12 protein-coding genes are annotated in these 16183 nt (G+C 69.4%); 6 read left to right on the forward strand and 6 right to left on the reverse strand.

Going from position 1 to position 16183, the window contains the following annotated elements; translation table 11 throughout:
- Positions 1-7 precede the first annotated feature (7 nt).
- The 3 genes from DB31_RS28210 to DB31_RS28220 form a co-directional block, all read right to left on the reverse strand.
- A complete protein-coding gene (locus DB31_RS28210; protein WP_044193134.1) occupies positions 8-2113 on the reverse strand; it encodes a monovalent cation:proton antiporter family protein in 2106 nt (701 codons plus the stop codon).
- Between the two features lie 407 nt (positions 2114-2520).
- Entirely contained in the window at positions 2521-3027 is a 507-nt protein-coding gene (locus DB31_RS28215; RefSeq protein WP_044193135.1) for a hypothetical protein, read from the reverse strand.
- An 84-nt stretch (positions 3028-3111) separates the two neighbouring features.
- Positions 3112-4587, reverse strand: a complete 1476-nt coding sequence (locus tag DB31_RS28220; protein ID WP_044193137.1) for a potassium/proton antiporter — start codon at positions 4585-4587, stop codon at positions 3112-3114.
- Positions 4588-4701: 114 nt separating this feature from the next.
- Between DB31_RS28220 and DB31_RS28225 the strand changes: the two genes are divergently transcribed.
- Together DB31_RS28225 and DB31_RS28230 are read left to right on the forward strand one after the other, a co-directional pair.
- Positions 4702-6483 (forward strand): monovalent cation:proton antiporter-2 (CPA2) family protein, encoded by a 1782-nt coding sequence (locus DB31_RS28225; protein ID WP_044193138.1) that lies wholly within the window; start codon positions 4702-4704, stop codon positions 6481-6483.
- Between the two features lie 12 nt (positions 6484-6495).
- Positions 6496-7920 carry a sensor histidine kinase gene (locus DB31_RS28230; RefSeq protein WP_044193140.1) on the forward strand — a complete coding sequence of 475 codons (1425 nt, stop codon included), beginning with the start codon at positions 6496-6498 and terminating at the stop codon, positions 7918-7920.
- On the opposite strand, the gene DB31_RS28235 is transcribed toward DB31_RS28230, so the two are convergent.
- Positions 7907-9697, reverse strand: a complete 1791-nt coding sequence (locus DB31_RS28235) for a methyl-accepting chemotaxis protein (RefSeq protein ID WP_044193142.1) — start codon at positions 9695-9697, stop codon at positions 7907-7909. The two genes, DB31_RS28230 and DB31_RS28235, sit on opposite strands and share 14 nt — an antisense overlap.
- Before the next feature lie 103 nt (positions 9698-9800).
- Positions 9801-10376, reverse strand: coding sequence for an NUDIX hydrolase (locus tag DB31_RS28240; RefSeq protein ID WP_044193143.1), 576 nt, complete (start codon positions 10374-10376; stop codon positions 9801-9803).
- Positions 10377-10466: 90 nt separating this feature from the next.
- Here DB31_RS28240 and DB31_RS28245 point away from each other — a divergent pair, with 90 nt between their 5' ends.
- Together DB31_RS28245 and DB31_RS28250 are read left to right on the forward strand one after the other, a co-directional pair.
- Positions 10467-11879, forward strand: a complete 1413-nt coding sequence (locus DB31_RS28245; RefSeq protein WP_044193144.1) for a sigma-54-dependent transcriptional regulator — start codon at positions 10467-10469, stop codon at positions 11877-11879.
- A 188-nt stretch (positions 11880-12067) separates the two neighbouring features.
- Positions 12068-13126, forward strand: a complete 1059-nt coding sequence (locus DB31_RS28250; protein WP_044193146.1) for a hypothetical protein — start codon at positions 12068-12070, stop codon at positions 13124-13126.
- 21 nt (positions 13127-13147) lie between these two features.
- Here the strand turns inward: DB31_RS28250 and DB31_RS28255 are convergent, their stop codons facing one another.
- Positions 13148-13690, reverse strand: a complete 543-nt coding sequence (locus tag DB31_RS28255; RefSeq protein WP_044193147.1) for a hypothetical protein — start codon at positions 13688-13690, stop codon at positions 13148-13150.
- Between the two features lie 73 nt (positions 13691-13763).
- Here DB31_RS28255 and DB31_RS28260 point away from each other — a divergent pair, with 73 nt between their 5' ends.
- Both DB31_RS28260 and DB31_RS45245 read left to right on the forward strand, forming a co-directional pair.
- On the forward strand, positions 13764-14846 hold the full coding sequence (locus DB31_RS28260) for a hypothetical protein (RefSeq protein ID WP_044193148.1): 1083 nt from the start codon (positions 13764-13766) through the stop codon (positions 14844-14846).
- Positions 14847-14984: 138 nt separating this feature from the next.
- Entirely contained in the window at positions 14985-16163 is a 1179-nt protein-coding gene (locus DB31_RS45245) for a hypothetical protein (protein ID WP_052420315.1), read from the forward strand.
- The last annotated feature ends 20 nt before the right edge of the window (positions 16164-16183 follow it).

The raw sequence follows: 16183 nt of genomic DNA on the forward strand, positions 1-16183 counted from the left end.
CCTCCTCCTACGCGAGGTTCTCCGACGGGCCCGGCATGACGGGGGCCTCGGGAAGAGGCGCCAGCAGGCCCTTGGCCGCCTCCACGGCGTCGTGCGTCCCCGCCAGGGCCAGCACATCCCCCGGCTTGAGCACCTCTCCAGCCGTGGGGACGGAGACGTTCTCCCCTCCTCGATGGATGGCGAGCACAGTCGCTCCCGTCAAGCCTCGCAGGTTCAGCTCCGCGAGGCTCTTTCCCACCGCGGGGCTCGCCTCCTCCAGCCGCACTGGCGTGGGCGTCCCAAGGCCGGGCAGCAGCACCTGCACCTTCTCCAGGGCCGGAGCGGAGTGCTCCGTCCCCGGAGCCTTCGCGTGGGACTGCGCGGCGAGCGCCTCCACGATGACTTGCGCCCCTGCCCGCACGTGTCCGTGCAGGTTCGTGGTGCTGCGCCAGAGCGCCACGCCCAGCACGCCGAGGAGCCCCAGCACGATGAGTGGCCCGGTGTAGCCCCGGAGGAACGGCTGCGTGAACGCGACGACGGGCGCGCCCACCAGGAGCACGATGATGACCTGCAGCGTGAGGACGAGCACCCGCCGGGGAGCCGCCGCCAGATCGGTCTTTCCCTCCGCCCGCAACGGGAGCGCCACCGCCGCCAGCTCTCCCGCGAGCCGCCGTGCCACCCGGACAATCCCCACGAGGAACGGCAGCGCCAGAATGACCGCTCCGGCGATGACGAGCTTCTCCGCCAGTGACTCACTGAGTCCCACTTGCTCCTCGACGCGATGGGTGATCTTCCCCAGCGCCAGTGAGGTTCCAATCACCAGCCCGACCAGGAGCGCCGCGTCGACGAGCAGCAGGCCGATGTTCCGCCGAACGCTGGAGCCGAGCGTCTGCTTCCGAGGGGCCTCGCGGAGCTGCTCGAGCCAACTCCCATAGAGCGCCACGAAGGTCTGAAGCGGCTTGGGCAGCTTGCGGTCCACCCAGTTCGCCGCAGGCCCCGAGGCGCGGATGAACATGGGCGTCGTCAACGTGGTGATGGCGGAGACCGCCACCGCGATGGGGTAGATAAAATCCCCGGTCGCCTTCAGCGACAGGCCCAGGCTGGCGATGATGAAGGAGAACTCGCCGATCTGCGCGAGGCTCATCCCGGCTTGCACGGAAGTACGGGTGCCATTGCCTGTGAGGAAAGCCCCAAGGGTGACGCTGACGATCTTCCCCAGGATGACCACGACCGTGAATGCCACGATGGCCACCCAGTAGCGCCCGATGATCGCCGGGTCGATCATCATGCCCACCGAGACGAAGAAGATGGCCGCGAACACGTCCCGCACCGGCTGAATGAGGTGCTCCACCTCCTTCTCCTCGCCGGACTCGGCCACCAGCGAGCCCGCCAGGAACGCCCCCAGCGCCACCGAGTAGCCGAACGCCTGCGCCAGCAGCGCGATCGCGAAGCACAGCCCCACGCTCGCCACGAGCGTCGTCTCCGGCCGGTTGAGCTTGACCACCGCGCGGATGATTCGAGGGACGATCAGCAGCCCCACGGCGACCAGCCCCACCAGGAACGCCGCCAGCTTCCCCAGGGTGAGGGCCAGATCTCCGGCCGACAGGCCGCTCCCTGTGGAGATACCCGTGAGCAGCGCCATGAGGAGAATCGCGATGAGGTCCTCGACGATGAGCACACCGACGACGAGCTCGCGCAGCCTCCCGCGGATCTTCTGCTCATCGAAGGCCTTGGCGATGATCGTCGTACTGGAGATGGCGATGAGCGCCCCCGCGAAGATGCTCTCGAGGGACGTCCACCCAAAGGCTCGGCCCAGCACGAAGCCCAGCCACACCATGATGCTGCACTGGATGACGGCCGTGAGCCCCGCGGTGGGTCCCACCGCGAACAGCTTGCGCAGGCTGAATTCCAGCCCTAGCGAAAACATCAGGAGGATGACGCCCAGCTCTGACAGCGTCTGGACGATGCCCGTGTCCGCGACCAGCGGAATGGGGAGATAGGGACCAACGATGAGGCCCGCCAGGATGTACCCGAGCACCACCGGCTGGCGCAGCCGCTGGAACAACACCGTGGTGACCGCAGCGACGCACATCACCAACGCGATGGCCTTCAGAAGATCATGGGCGCCGTGCATGAGCGCACCTCCAAGAGAGAGAGTAAGGATGCGGCGAGGCCCGTGCCTCGCCCAGGCCTGCTACGCCGGGCGAGGCGCGCTCCAACGGCCCGCTGAAGCAACTCAGCTACAGGCTTCGAAGATCACCGCCGCAAGGACGATCACGGAGCAGCCGATGACGGCGGCTCCCATCCGCCCCCACTGGATGCGATTGGCTCCTCCGAGCTGGGGGAGTTCTTCTTCGGGGATTTCGGGACGCAGAGAAGACACGACAGGTTCAGGGTTCTGCAAGTGAGAGGTCCTTCCGCGCCAGATGCGCGGATCCAAAGGTGGGTGAATGGCCCAGCAGCACAGGGCTCGAGCGAGCGCCGCGTCTGGAGGCCGGACGAGGAGCGCGGCCCTCCAAGGGCCGCCCCCTCAGCAGCACCTCAACCGCGAGCGGGAGGGCCGCGCAGGGGCCGTGTGACGATCTGAGGGCGATCCGCGGTATGGCTGGCGGCCCCCGGCTCGGATGCGTCTCGCATCCGGTGAGTCCACGCCAGGATGATGGCGTCCTGGCGCTGGCGGATCAGCCGGACCAGCGACTGCGCATCGGGCAGGAGCCTCGCGCGCCCCCGGCTCGACGCCAGCTGCGCGTGCAGCTGAACCGCGGGGGACGCACTCGTGAGGGCAGCCCACTCCTGAGGCGCTTCGGCCTTGGGCTGCATGCACGGCTGCTGGGCAAGCATCCCCGGGCCAGGCAGCGTCCCTTGAGTGACCTTCACGCACCGGGCGGGCTCACGGCCGTGCGCGATTCGCGTGGGCGTAGGCTCCGACAGCCCTGCCCCCCATGTGGTCAGGACGAGCGCCAGCAGCGCCGGCCCCACGAGGAGCACCAGCCGGAGCGGCTCTCGCCCCTGAATGGGCAGCCGTGCTGTGCGCGCTCCCGAGTACATGGCCCTCCTCAGGTACTACGTGGCTCCGTTCCAAGTAAAGGGAACCTGCGGCCAAATCGCATGCCTGGGGCAACACCTCGCGCGCTACTCGTCCTCCCGCTGGCCAAACATCAGGCGCAGAAAGGGCAGATCCTCCGTGCGCGAGAACACGTAGACGTGGTCCCCCGGCTTGAGGACCGTGTCGCCCTTGGGAGCCAGCAGCTCCAGGCCTCGTACGATGAGCATCGCGGCGGACTCGGGCGGAAACGGCAGCTCCGAGATGCGTGCCCCCGCCGAGGCCGAGGCCGAGTCGATATAGAAAGCGCTCAGCTCGCCATTGAGCAGCTGGGTGGAGGCGATCTCCAGCACGGCGGGCGGAGGCTCGGGCACGTTCGCCGCCAGCCCCAGCTTGCGCGTCACCCACGGCACCGTCATCCCAGGGATGAAGCCGTTCACCACGACGATGAAGAACACGACGTTGAAGAGGACATGCGCCCCGGGAGCCCCCGCCAGCACCGGGTAGGTCGCCAGGATGATGGGCACCGCGCCTCGCAGACCCACCCACCCCGTGTAGACGATCTCCCCCGCCGGGAAGCGGAAGGGCAGCAGGCACAGCAGCACCGACAGCGGCCGGGCAATGAAGGCCAGGAAGAGGCTCAGCCCCAGCCCCACCCACGCCACGTCCAGCAGCTCCCGGGGATACACGAGCAGCCCCAGCACCAGGAACATGGCCACCTGCGCCAGCCACGCCAGCGCGTCATGCACTCGCAGCAGGCCCGTGCGGTAGCGCAGGGTCTCGTTCCCCAGCACCACACCCACCGCGTACACGGCCAGAAAGCCGCTGCCTTGGAAGAGCGTGGGCAACCCGAACGCCAGGAAGGCCAGCGCCAGTGTCATCACCGGGTAGAGCCCCGCCACCTGGAGCCGCAGGCGCTTGATGAGGAGCCGGCCTCCCACCCCCAGCCCCAGTCCCAGCGCGCCGCCCACGGCCATCTGCACCATCGACTCCAGCAGCAACGCCCACCCGTTCAGCTCCTCGCCTCGCGCCAGGTTCTGCGTGAGCGCCACGGTGAGGATCACGGCCATCGGGTCATTGAGACCGGACTCCAGCTCGAGCGTCGTCCCCACGCGCCGCTTGAGGTGCAGCCCGCTCCCGCGCAGCACCGAGAAGACGGCCGCCGCATCCGTGGAGGAGACGATGGCCCCCAGCAGCAAGGCCGTGGTCCACTCGAAGCCAAACAGCCAGTGCGCCGCGAGCGCCATGAGCGCCGCCGTGCCCACCACCCCCACGGTGGCCAGCACCGAGGCCGGGCGGATGGCCGCGCGGACGGCGGACAGCGGCGTGTTGAGCCCACCGTCGAAGAGGATGAGGACGAGCGCCACCGTGCCCAGCCGGAAGGCGGAGCCGTAATCGTTGAACGCGATCCCCCCCGGGCCGTCCGAGCCCGCCACCATCCCAATGCCCAGGAACAGCATCGCCACCGGCAGCCCGGAACGGCCCGAGGCCCGGCTCAGAAGGACGCTCACCAGCATCAGTACGCCCGCGATGGCGAGGAGAAAGGCAGTGCGCAGAGGCTCCATCGAAGCTCGGAACTCCAGGGCGGGCAGACCAGGACGCAGCGCGCCAGGCCCCCACTCTACTCGACCGGCGCTGCCGGATTGTCCACAGCCTCACGCCTGTGCAATGAGGAGAATATGTCGGTTTTCCAGCAAGCCCTCGTCTTCCTGGCCGCGGCGGTCGTGGCGGTTCCCCTGTTCAAGCGGCTCGGGCTGGGCTCCGTCCTGGGCTACCTGGCTGCGGGGATGATCATCGGCCCGTGGGGCATTGGCGCGGTCTCGGACGTGGAGAGCATCCTCCACTTCTCCGAGTTCGGCGTGGTCTTCCTCCTCTTCCTCATCGGCCTGGAGCTGCAGCCCTCGCGCCTCTGGGAGCTGCGCAAGTCCGTGTTCGGCCTGGGCAGCCTCCAAGTGGTGGGCTCCGGGCTCCTGCTGGCCGCGGCGGGCCTGCTCCTCGGGCTGAAGGGCACCACCGCCCTCATCACCGGCATGGGCCTGTCCCTGTCCTCCACCGCCTTCGCCCTCCAGCTGCTCGCGGAGAAGAACGAGCTGCCCACCGAATATGGACGGGCCTCGTTCGGCATCCTCCTGTTCCAGGACCTGGCCGTCATCCCGCTGCTGGCCCTGCTGCCCCTGCTGGGGACTTCGGACTCGCCGTCCACCGAGCCAACCTGGGTCTCCGCCCTCAAGGCGGCGGGTGTCCTCGTGGGCGTCGTCCTGGCGGGCCGCTACGTGCTGCGTCCCGTGTTCAAGGTGCTGGCCTCGTTCCACAGCCAGGAGCTCTTCACCGCCACGGCGCTGCTGCTCGTCATGGGCACCGCGGCGCTGGTGAGCGCGGTGGGACTCTCCATGGCCCTGGGGGCGTTCCTCGCGGGCGTGCTCCTGGCGGACTCGGAGTTCCGCCACGAGCTGGAGGCCGACATCGAGCCCTTCAAGGGCCTGCTGCTGGGCCTGTTCTTCATCGCCGTGGGCATGTCCGTGAACATCGGCCTGGTCACCACCAAGCCCCTGCTCGTATTGGCCCTGGTGCTCGGGCTGGTGGCGATCAAAGCGGTGGCGCTGTTCGCCATCGGCCGCTGGGCCTTCAAGAACAACGAGCCGGCCCTCAGCATGGCCATCGTCATCTCTCAAGGTGGCGAGTTCGCCTTCGTCCTCTTCCGGCTCGCCGTGGGCTACCATGTCATGGAGAACGCGCTGGCGGACCTGATGGTCGTCGTGGTCAGCCTCTCCATGGTCACCACCCCGCTGCTCTTCACCGCCTACGCCCGGTGGGTGCGCCCCCGCTTCAAGAAGAAGGTGCAGCGCGAGTTCGACGTGGCCCCCGAGGAGGACAACCCCGTCATCATCGCGGGCATGGGCCGCGTGGGGCAGGTGGTGGCCCGCATGTTGCGCGCAAAGCGCATCGGCTTCACGGCCCTGGACGTGAGCTCCGAGCACATCGACTTCATCAAGCGCTTCGGCAACAAGGTCTACTACGGGGACGCCTCGCGGCTGGACCTGCTGCGCGCCGCGCGGGCTGAGAAGGCGAAGATCTTCGTGTTGGCCATCGATGACATCGCGGCCTCCATCCGGACGGCGGAGACCGTGCGACAGCACTTCCCCCACCTCACCATCTTCGCTCGGGCCCGCAACCGCCAGCACGTGTACTCCCTGCTGAACATGGGCATCCAGCACGTGATGCGCGAGACGTGGGTCTCCAGCCTGGAGATGACGGAAGAGATTCTCGAGGAGCTGGGGTACACCTACTCGGAGGCTCGGAAGACGGTGGAGCGGTTCCGCCAGCACGACGAGCAGTTGCTCATGTCCACCTACCCCTTCCACAAGGACGAGAAGAAGCTCGCGGAGATGGCCGCCCAGGCCCGCAAGGAGCTGGAGAGCCTCTTCGAACACGACGCCGCCGAGCAGAAGAAAGTGAGCTGAGCCACGCGTCCCATGAGCTCGCTCTCGGCGCGGCTGCTCCTGGCCTTCCTGCTGCCCACGCTGGTGCTCTTCGGGCTCACGGGGGCGGCCAGCTACACCCTGGCGCGCTCCATCCTCGAGGAGGAGCTGGGCCAGAGCCTCTCGGCCATCGCCGCCGCCACGGCCAGCCAGGTGAGCGGCGAGCGGATGCTCACCATCGAGCCTGGGGATGACGTCCAGGGCACTCGCACGTGGCGCAACCTCACGCGGTTGCTGGACGAGTCCCGGAAGGCCAGCGGCTTGCGCCGCATGTTCCTCGTGGATGTGGAGGGCCGCGTGCGCGCGGACGTGGGCGGAGAGCTGCCCGTGGGCGCGGAGGCCCCGGAGCTCGCCCGCGATAGGCGCGAGCTGACCCGGGTGTTCTCGGGCGAGCGCGCGGCCAGCCAGGTGCTCTTCACTGGCTCGGATGGGCAGCTCTACAAGACGGGCTATGCGCCGGTGCTGCAGGGAGATGCCGTGGTGGGCGCGATGGCCGTGGAGGGCAGCGCGGCATTCTTCGACTCGCTGGCACGCCTCTCCCACACCTTCACAGCGGCCACGGCGGTGGCGCTGGCGGTGCTCGCGGCGGTGGCGGTGCTCACGGCCCGAGGGCTGGCCCGCCCGCTTCGCAGGCTGATGGACTCGGCACTGCGCATCGGCCGGGGAGACCTCGCCACGCCCGTGCCGCCGGAGCCCACGCGGGAGATCGGTGTGCTCGCCCGTGAGCTGGAGGTGATGCGTGGGGCGCTGGAGAGCCGGGACAGACAGCTCAAGCTGATGCTCGCCGGGGTGGCGCACGAGGTCCGCAACCCGCTGGGCGGCATCGAGCTGTTCTCCGGCCTGCTCGCCGAGGACCTCAAGGCCGGCAGCGCCACCGAGGCCGCCAGCCACATCTCGCGAATCCAGCGCGAGGTGGCCTACCTCCAGCGCATCGTCGAGGACTTCCTGGCCTTCGCCCGCGAGCAACCGCTGGCCCGCGCTCCTGTGGAGGCACCTGCCCTGCTCTCGGGCGCGTGCGAGCTGCTCACGGTGGAGGCCGAGACCAAGGGCGTAAAGCTGGAGGTGGAGGCAGCCCCCGCGCGGCTGGAGGCGGACGGGAGCCTGCTGACGGCCGCGCTGGTGAACCTGGTGAAGAACGCCGTGCAGGCCTCGTCGCCGGGAGCCAGCGTGCGCGTCACGGGCCGGTCCGAGGCCCAGCGCTACACCATCCAGGTCCAGGACACGGGCCCCGGCATCCCCGAGGCCGAGCGCGAGCGCATCTTCGAGCCCTTCTTCACCACCCGGGAGAAGGGCACGGGGCTCGGGCTGCCGCTGGCGAGGAAGATCGTCCGAGCGCACGGAGGAGAGCTGGAACTCTCCTCCGCGCCGGGTGCGACCACCTTCACGCTGACGCTGCCGGTGGTGCTCAGTTCACCGTGAACTGCTGAGCCATCTCGCTGACTTCCGTGGACACGGCCTCCAGCGTGCCAGTGGCCTGCTGCGTGGACTCGAGCCGCTTGAGCGTGGAGTCCATGATCTGCGACAGGTCCGCGATGGCGCTGAAGATCTGCGAGATACCGGCGTTCTGCTGATTCACGGCCGCGACGATCTGCCGCATCGCCGCCGAGTTCTCCTGCGACAGGCGGGACAGCTCGCGCAGGCTGTTACTGGAGGCCTTCATCTTCTCCAGACCGCCCTGGATGTCGCGCGAGCCCTGCTCCACCATGGTGGCCGCGGCCCGGATGGCGCCAATCACTTCACCGAGAATCGTGCGGATGCGCGTGGTGCTCTTGACGGACTGGTCCGCCAGGGCGCGAATCTCGCGGGCCAGCACGGCGAAGCCCTTGCCGTTGTCTCCGGCGCGGGCGGCCTCGATGGCGGCGTTGACGGCCAGCAGGTTGGACTGGTCCGCCATGTCCTTCACGGCCTCGGTGATTTCACCGATCTGCGTGGCGCTCTCGGCCAGGCGGTTGAGCTTCACCTGCATGGCGTCCACGAAGCCCTGAATGGCGCCCAAGCCCTGCATGGACTGCTCGATGGCGGCCTCGCCCTCGTGGCCCAGTTCCTCGGCGCGCTTGGCGACGCGGAGCATGGACTCGGCGCGCTCGGACGTCATCTGCGAGGTGTGCTTGATCTCCTGAGAGGTGACCTGCGTCTCCTGGATGGCCGCGGCCTGCTGGTTGAGGCTCTGCTGCTGCTCGTTGTTGGCCTCGCTCAGCTCCTTGCCCGCCGCCACCAGCCGCGAGGCCGACGACGCCAGCGTCTCCGGAATCTGCCGCAGCTTGCCCAGCACCGAGTTCAGCGCGAACGCCAGGTCTCCCAGCTCATCGGTGGAGACCCACTCGGGCGAGGAGATGCGGCCCACCGCCAGACCCTCGATGGCCTTGCCCACCGCGCCCGCGCCCTGCGCCTGCCGGCGCGCCAGCATCCACGCGGTGATGGTGGGGAGAATCAGCGCCAGCACCGCCACCCAGGGCAGCACCCACGCCAGATCCGCGAACATGTTGCCACTCAGGTCCTGCAGCCGCTCCGCGGACTTCGTGGCGCCCTCGGCCACCAGGTCCGCTCGCAGCGCGTCGCGCAGGGCCAGCAGCTTCACCACCACCACGCAGATGCACAGCGTCAGCGTGGCGACGATGGAGGCAATGAAGGTGAAGGGCAGGAACCACGTCTGGCGCGGCCAGAACGGCCCGGTGCCCTGGACCACGAGCGCCTGGTGCGCCTTGCGCTCCTCCATGGCCTGGGACAGCCCCAGCTTCTCCAGGCTGATGCCGAACGGGAAGGACACCACCACGCCGAAGCAGAAGGCGATCAGCGTGCCCAGCAGGATGCGCAGCGGCCCCCGGTCGAACATGAGCCCCGCGATCAGTGAGAAGCCGAGGCCACTCACCGTCCACGCGGTGTAGGAGACGATGGCGCTGGCCCGCCACGGCAGCTGCAGGATGCGGCGCAGGCGATCTCCCGCCGCGTCTTCAGCCCGGTGCCGCAGCGCCTTGGACCCCAGCGAGCTCAGCGCCAGGAAGGGGAACGCGAGGCACGTCACCGCCGCGAGCGGCAGCATGACGAGCAGCACCGTCGGGAGCGCCCTGTCACTCGGCACCCCCAGTTCCATGGCGATCAGGTATGCGCAGATGAGGATGGGCGCCAGGACCCACATCAGGAACAGCAGGCTTCCACGCCTGGCGAAGTCTCGGATCAGTTGATCGTCGTTGGTCATGGGTGACGGGCGCATTCAAGCCAAGAAAGTCTCTGCTGTGAACTGCCCCTCCAAAATAAAATACCGGAAAATCCTTGAATTCTGGTCATCCTGCGAATGGGACTCACTGGGTGTGGGAGGCGGCGGCGCGCGCCTTCTCCAAGAGTCGGCGCAGCGGAGCTTCGTCCGCCCGTTCGATCGCCTGGGTCCACGGAAGCCATTGGATGCCAAAAGATTCGTTCGGATCATGCGCCAGTGCCTCGGGATTGTCTGCAATGACGAGGTAGCGGACATCCAGATGGAGGTGCTCGGGCTCCTCCTTGCGAGCGGGGATGCGGTGGATGTCCACATCCAGCGGGCGGGGAGCGGAGGGGTGGAGCCGCACCTGGCAGCCCGTCTCCTCCTGGGCCTCGCGCAGGGCCGTGGTCGCCATGTGGCCGCCGTCAGCCTCGTCCGCGTGCCCTCCTGGCTGCAGCCAGCGCTTCAGCTTGGCGTGGTGCACCAGGGCGACGCGCTCGCCCGCGGGGTCTACCACCACGGCGCTGCCGGTGAAGTGCGCGTGGGCCTGCGAGCGGGAGAAGGGGCTGCCCAACTCGACGGCAAAGGTGCGCATGCGCTCCAGGTCCTCGCGCTCCTTGGCGTCCGCCGGGACATGGCGCGAGAGCAGTTCCACCAATGGGGCGTCCTTCGGCAGGGGCATAAGGAGGGATAAAGCGCAGTTGGGCGCGGGGCGCCAGTTCGATCTCATGCGGTAGTGACACCCGCCCCCCACCTGAGGGAGAAGGCAGCCATGGCCCGCATCCTCGTCATCGACGACCATGACACCCTCCGCGAGGGGATGACCGTCACCTTGACCCGCTCGGGGCATACCGTGTCCGCGGTGCGCTCGGGCGCGGACGGGCTGGCGGCGTACAAGAAGGCCCCGTTCGACCTGGTCGTCACGGACCTGAAGATGGACGGGATGGACGGAATCGCCGTGACCCGGTCCCTCAAGGCGCTGGATCCGGCCGCCGTGGTCATGGTGGTGACGGCGTTCGGCACCATCGAGACGGCCGTGCAGGCCATGCAGGAGGGGGCCTACGACTTCATCACCAAGCCCTTCCCGCCGGACGTGCTGCGGGCCAAGGTGGAGAAGGGGCTGGAGCTGGCCGCCACGCGCCGGCAGGTGGAGCGGCTGAGCGCGAGGACCGCCGCGCACGACGCCGACGCCGCCCTCAGCCATGGCAGCATGGTGGGCGACAGCGAGGTGCTCCAGAAGCTGCTGGGCCAGGCGCGCAAGGCCGCCGCCAGCGACGCCACGGTGCTGGTGCGCGGCGAGAGCGGCACCGGCAAGGAGCTGGTGGCCCGGATGCTCCACCAGCTGTCCCCGCGCAAGGAGGGGCCCTTCATCGTGGTGCACTGCGCCGCCCTGGCCGAGACGCTGCTGGAGAGCGAGCTGTTCGGCCACGAGCGCGGCGCCTTCACCGGCGCGGTGAAGCGCAAGCTGGGCCGCTTCGAGCTGGCCGACGGCGGGACGATCTTCCTCGACGAGATTGGAGAGATTCCCGCCTCCGTGCAGACCAAGCTGCTGCGCGTGCTGCAGGAGAAGGAAGTCCAACGCGTGGGCAGCGAGGAGACGCTCAAGGTGGACGTGCGCGTGGTGAGCGCCACCCACCGGGACTTACAGGCCGAGGTGAAGGCGGGCCGCTTCCGCGAGGACCTCTACTACCGGCTGCACATCGTCCCGCTGGTGCTCCCCCCGCTGCGCGAGCGGCCCGAGGACATCTCCTCCCTGGCCCGCCACTTCGTGGCCAAGCACGCCTCTCGGGTGAACCGGCGCGTGAAGGGGCTGGACGAGGGCGCGCTCAAGGCCCTGGCCCGGCACGCGTGGCCCGGCAACGTGCGCGAGCTGGAGAACGTCATCGAGCAGGCGCTCGTCTTCGCCGAGGGCGAGGTGCTCACCGAGGCGGATCTGCCCTCGCACCTGAGCACGAGCACCCCGCGCACGGACGCCACGGGCCTGCCCATTCCGCACGGGGATCGCCCACTGCCGGACATCCTCGAGGACATCGAGCGCCAGCTCATCGCCCGGGCGTACGAGAAGGCCGGTAAGGTGAAGACCGAGACGGCGCGGCTGCTGGGCATCAAGACGTCCGCCCTGTACTACAAGCTGGAGAAGTACGGCTTCATCTCCAAGGGCGAGGCCCCCGAAGAGGGGGGCTGAGGCAAAGGGTTGATCCCTCGAAAATCCATGGTTACGACGGTCCTCCCATGACTTTCCACCACCCCACCCCGCCCGAGACTCCCACCTCCGGGCTCCGAACCCCCTGGAAACGCTCGGGTTCTGTCCTCAACGGAGCGTGCCAGGAGCCCGCGGGGCTGGCATCCTCCTTGCTGTAAACTCGGTCTGAGATGAAGCGCGCCCTGTCCGCCCTGCTGCTGTGCCTCCTGCTCGGAACGCCCTCGTGGGCGCTCACCGGGCTGGAGAGCGTGCGGGCCAAGGCCCAGGCGGCGCGGACCGAGGTGCGCACGCTGCGCGAGCGCCAGCAGTCCCTGCGAGGGGAGCTGAACGGGCTGGCCGAGCGCATCTCCACGCTGAAGGCCGAGCGCCAGGGCAAGCTCACCTCGAGCGCGGAGCTGGATCAGTCGCTGAAGCGCTCGCAGGAGCTGAGCGGCACGCTGACGGGGCTGGCGCAGAGCGTGGCGAGCGCGGAGGGTGAGTCCGAGCGCGCCCACCTGGCGCTGCACGCGGCACTGTCCGACGAGCTGGCGCGGGTGAAGGCGGCGTGGGACACGACGGAGGATCGGCAGGAGCGCGCCCGGCTGGTGGCGCGGATGCGCGAGCTGCGCACCGAGCGGGATGCGGTGCGCGCGGCGCTGCCGGCCTCGCAGGTGCCGGAGTTGGGCCGTGCGGACGCCAGCGATGACCCCGAGGATCTCCTGGAGCAGGCGGACGCGCTGCGGGACTCCGAGGACAAGGTGAAGCAGCGGCTGAAGGCGCTGAAGGCCCGCATCACCGAGGTGCGCGAGGAGCGCGACCTGGAGCGGCGGATGAGCGACTTCCTCGGTGAGGAGGCCATGTTCGACGAGCAGGATCGCCGCCTGCGCCTGCGGATGAACGCGAACCAGGCCGTCGAGGTGGAGAAGACGCCCGTCTCCCGGGGCGGCAGCCCTGGCTTTGTGAATGACGAGGCCAACCCCTCGCCCGGCCCGGTCATCAATGGGCCTCCTGAGACTCCTTCCCTGCCAGGAAGCGGGGGGACTCCGCAGGTGGATGGCCAGGTGGCCAGCCCGATCCGCGCCAGCGATCACCGGCCGCAGGTGGACTCGATCCGCGCCCAGCAGCTGGCCGCAGGGGACTTCGACGACCTGGCCACGCTGGAGGCCGAGGCGAAGAAGCTGGAGTCCCTGGCCCGCGAGCTGGACTCCCGCGCCAGCTCGCTCGAGCACCGGGTGCGTGAGCTGAAGTAGCCCGAGCCCCCTGGGCTCCGCTCAGAACAGGCTCACCTTCACGTCCAGCATGACGGAGGCCCTGAGGCGGACCTCCTGCTCGGGCATGCGGCCCTTGCCGCGGACGATGATGCTCATGGAGGGCGCGGCGATGAACGGCTGCAGCTCCGCGCTCTCCACCTCCATCTTGAGGAGGGGATTCGGGGCGCTCAGCCCCAGCCGGGAGATGTCCTGCTTGTGGGCGAAGCGCTGCTCCTGGTCGCCCGCCTTGGCGTAGAACTCGAGCGTGTCCAGGAAGCCGAAATCCGCTTCGCTGGGGCTCTGCAGGAGCAGCTCCACGGAGTGGACGCGGACGGAGTTCACCTCGTCCTTGGTAATGCCCTGGTTCTTGAAGTCCTGGTTCTGGTTGAAGTCGAGCCCGGCGAAGCTGCTGATGGCCGGGAAGGCGTTGAGCACCGTGATGACGCCGGGGGGACCGGCGGGCACGGTCGTCTCGCCCTTGAGCTCCGTGGGGAAGGAGGTGGGGGCGCAAGCCACCAGCGCCAGGCAGGCCGCCCAGGGGGGGATGAGCGATGCGAAATGCATGGGAGGGACTGTAATGGGGGCCCGCCGCCCCGTCACCGGGCGGACATGAGGGACGGCCTCTCGTGAACAAGGCATGCAGGCAAAGCCCACGGTATGGTGCCCGGGAGTGTCCCGGCTCCTTTCCACGCTCCTGCTCACCGCCCTCGCGCTCCCCGGTGGCGCCTTTGCGGCCGACGTGGAGGGCTCCTTGCGGGCCACGGGCCGGTGGCTGGTGGACTCGAACGCGCCGCGAGACTTCCAGGACGAGCAGGGGCAGACGCCCGAGACGGACGTGGGCCTGAGCCTGCTGGCCTCGGGCGAGGGCCGCGTCACCGGCGAGCGGCTCCAGCTGGTGGGCCGCTACGAGCTGGGGGGCCGAAAGTACCTGAAGTACACGACCGAGGACGTGCTCATTCAGGCCGCAGCGGTGGAGGCCTCTTCGGCGCTGGGCACTCAGCTGGGCCTGGGGGTGGAGGGGCGGGCCAAGGACCGGCGGGGCGGGACGCGGGACTACTCGGACCTGGGCGTGGACGCCTTCCTCGAGTACGTACCGGACGTGCGGCTGGCACTCCGGGTGCGGGTGGGAGCGCACCGCTTCGTGTACCGCCCGGATTCCCGGGCGAACTTCGGCAACCCCGAGTGGAGCTTCCTGGGGCGCTACCGCTTCAACCGGCGCCACTCGCTCAGTGTGTTCGGGGAGTACGGCGCGCGGCGCTACGGCGTGGAGGCCCGGCCGCCGCCGGAGCGGGAGGGACCCTCGCGCGGCCGGCGGGAGGACGGAGCGCTGTCGGCGGGGGCGAGCTACTCGTACCGGGGCCCCCTGGCGCTGGGTCTCACGTACACGTACCAGGTGATCAGCTCCAACAGCTTCGGCGAGACGGTGTCGCGGCACCGGATCAGCGGGAGCGCGGGGCTGCGGCTGCCGTGGAGCCTGACGCTGCTCGCGCAGGGAGCACTGGGGGTGAGCCGCTACCCGGACGGCATCTACCTGTCGCCGGAGATCATCCTCGTGGAGGAGGACGAGGGGCAGAACTCGCTCTCGCTCAAGCTGGCACGGCCGGTGAGTGAGCACCTGGACGCCGAGCTGAGCTACGGCCTCTACGGCACGAGCCTGCCGCGCAATGATCTGTCCTATTCGCGGCAGGTGCTGGGGGTGGGCCTGACGTGGAGGCTGTGAGGCTGTAGGCATGAGGAGGCCCGGCGCCTCCCCCAACCTTCCCTCACGTACACCCCCCTCGGGGAAATCCGGAGGCGGGATGTGCAAGCATGATGAGCCCCCCGCTGCAGCCCGGGACTTCATCCGGAGGAGACGCCCTTGGACTGGTCCGCCTATGCCCACGAGCAGGGCCTCGGACGAGAGGTTGGAGAGAACCTGGTGCGCGCGAAGGAGTTCTCGCGCAGTCCGCACCTGACGACGGGAGATCTCCTGCGCGCCCTGCTGAGGGACGGTAGCCACGCGGGGGCGGCGTGCGCGGCGCTGGAGCTGACGCCCGAGCGAGTGGAGCCAGCGCTGGAGGATCTGGCGGTGACGCCGGAGCCACTGGTGCTGCAGGGGCCCACGGAGCTGTCGGGGCCACTGGCCTCGGTGATTCTCCACGTGCAGGACGAGGGAAACCTGCTGGGAGTGCAGAGCTCGGGCTCGCTGCTGCTGGCGCTGCGGCCGGACCGGCTGGACGTGAACCCGGGGCCGCATGATCCGCTGGACTCGCCGGGGCACGGGGAGCTGGCGCTGGAGATGCTGGGGGTGGAGCGGCTGCGGCTGCGGGCGGCGGTGCTCGAGGCGATTGCCAAGAGCCACCCGGACACGCGGGACTGGGACACGCGGGCCGAGGGCTTCCTGCGCCTGAGCCGCTTCCACATGGCGTACCCCTACCCGGGGGAGACGGAGCCGCCCAACGCGGGGAGCGAGGCCGCGGAGGAGGCTGCGCGGCTGCCGGCGATCGCGGCGCACTACCTGCACGCCACGTCTGCGGACCTGCAGTGGCTGGGGAAGGCGCTCTACGACGAGCGGAAGAAGTGGTTCGTGGCGCGGCTGGTACGGCTGACAGAGCTGGTGCCACCCGAGCTGCTGGAGCCGTTGATCTGCGCGGCCATCTACGAGCAGGACCCGAGCCGCAACCGGCACTTCGTGGAGGCGGCGGTGCGGGGTGTGGGCCTGGCGCCGGTGCACGAGCGGCTGCTCTGGTACATGCGGAAGGGCGAGGACTCGGAGAAGGCGGGGGCGATGCGAGCGCTGTACTGGTGTCCGCCGCCGGACGCGGACTCGGTGAAGGAGACGACGCGCGGGCTGCTGGATGCGTTCCAGCGCGAGACGGACTTGGACGTGCGGCGCACGGCGCTCGGGAGGCTGGCGCTGATCGACTGGCGGGCCATGGACACGGAGCTGCGGGTCCGGCTGGCCGAGGTGCTCCAGGTGGCGGAGGCCCACCCGGACGTCTACATCCGCCACCGGGCGGACGCGCTCCGGATGGACCTGCGCGGCGTGCTCTCGTAGCTGCGCCTCACCTGGGCGGG

Origin of the sequence: Hyalangium minutum (assembly GCF_000737315.1) — a bacterium.
In the GTDB taxonomy this organism is placed as follows: domain Bacteria; phylum Myxococcota; class Myxococcia; order Myxococcales; family Myxococcaceae; genus Hyalangium; species Hyalangium minutum.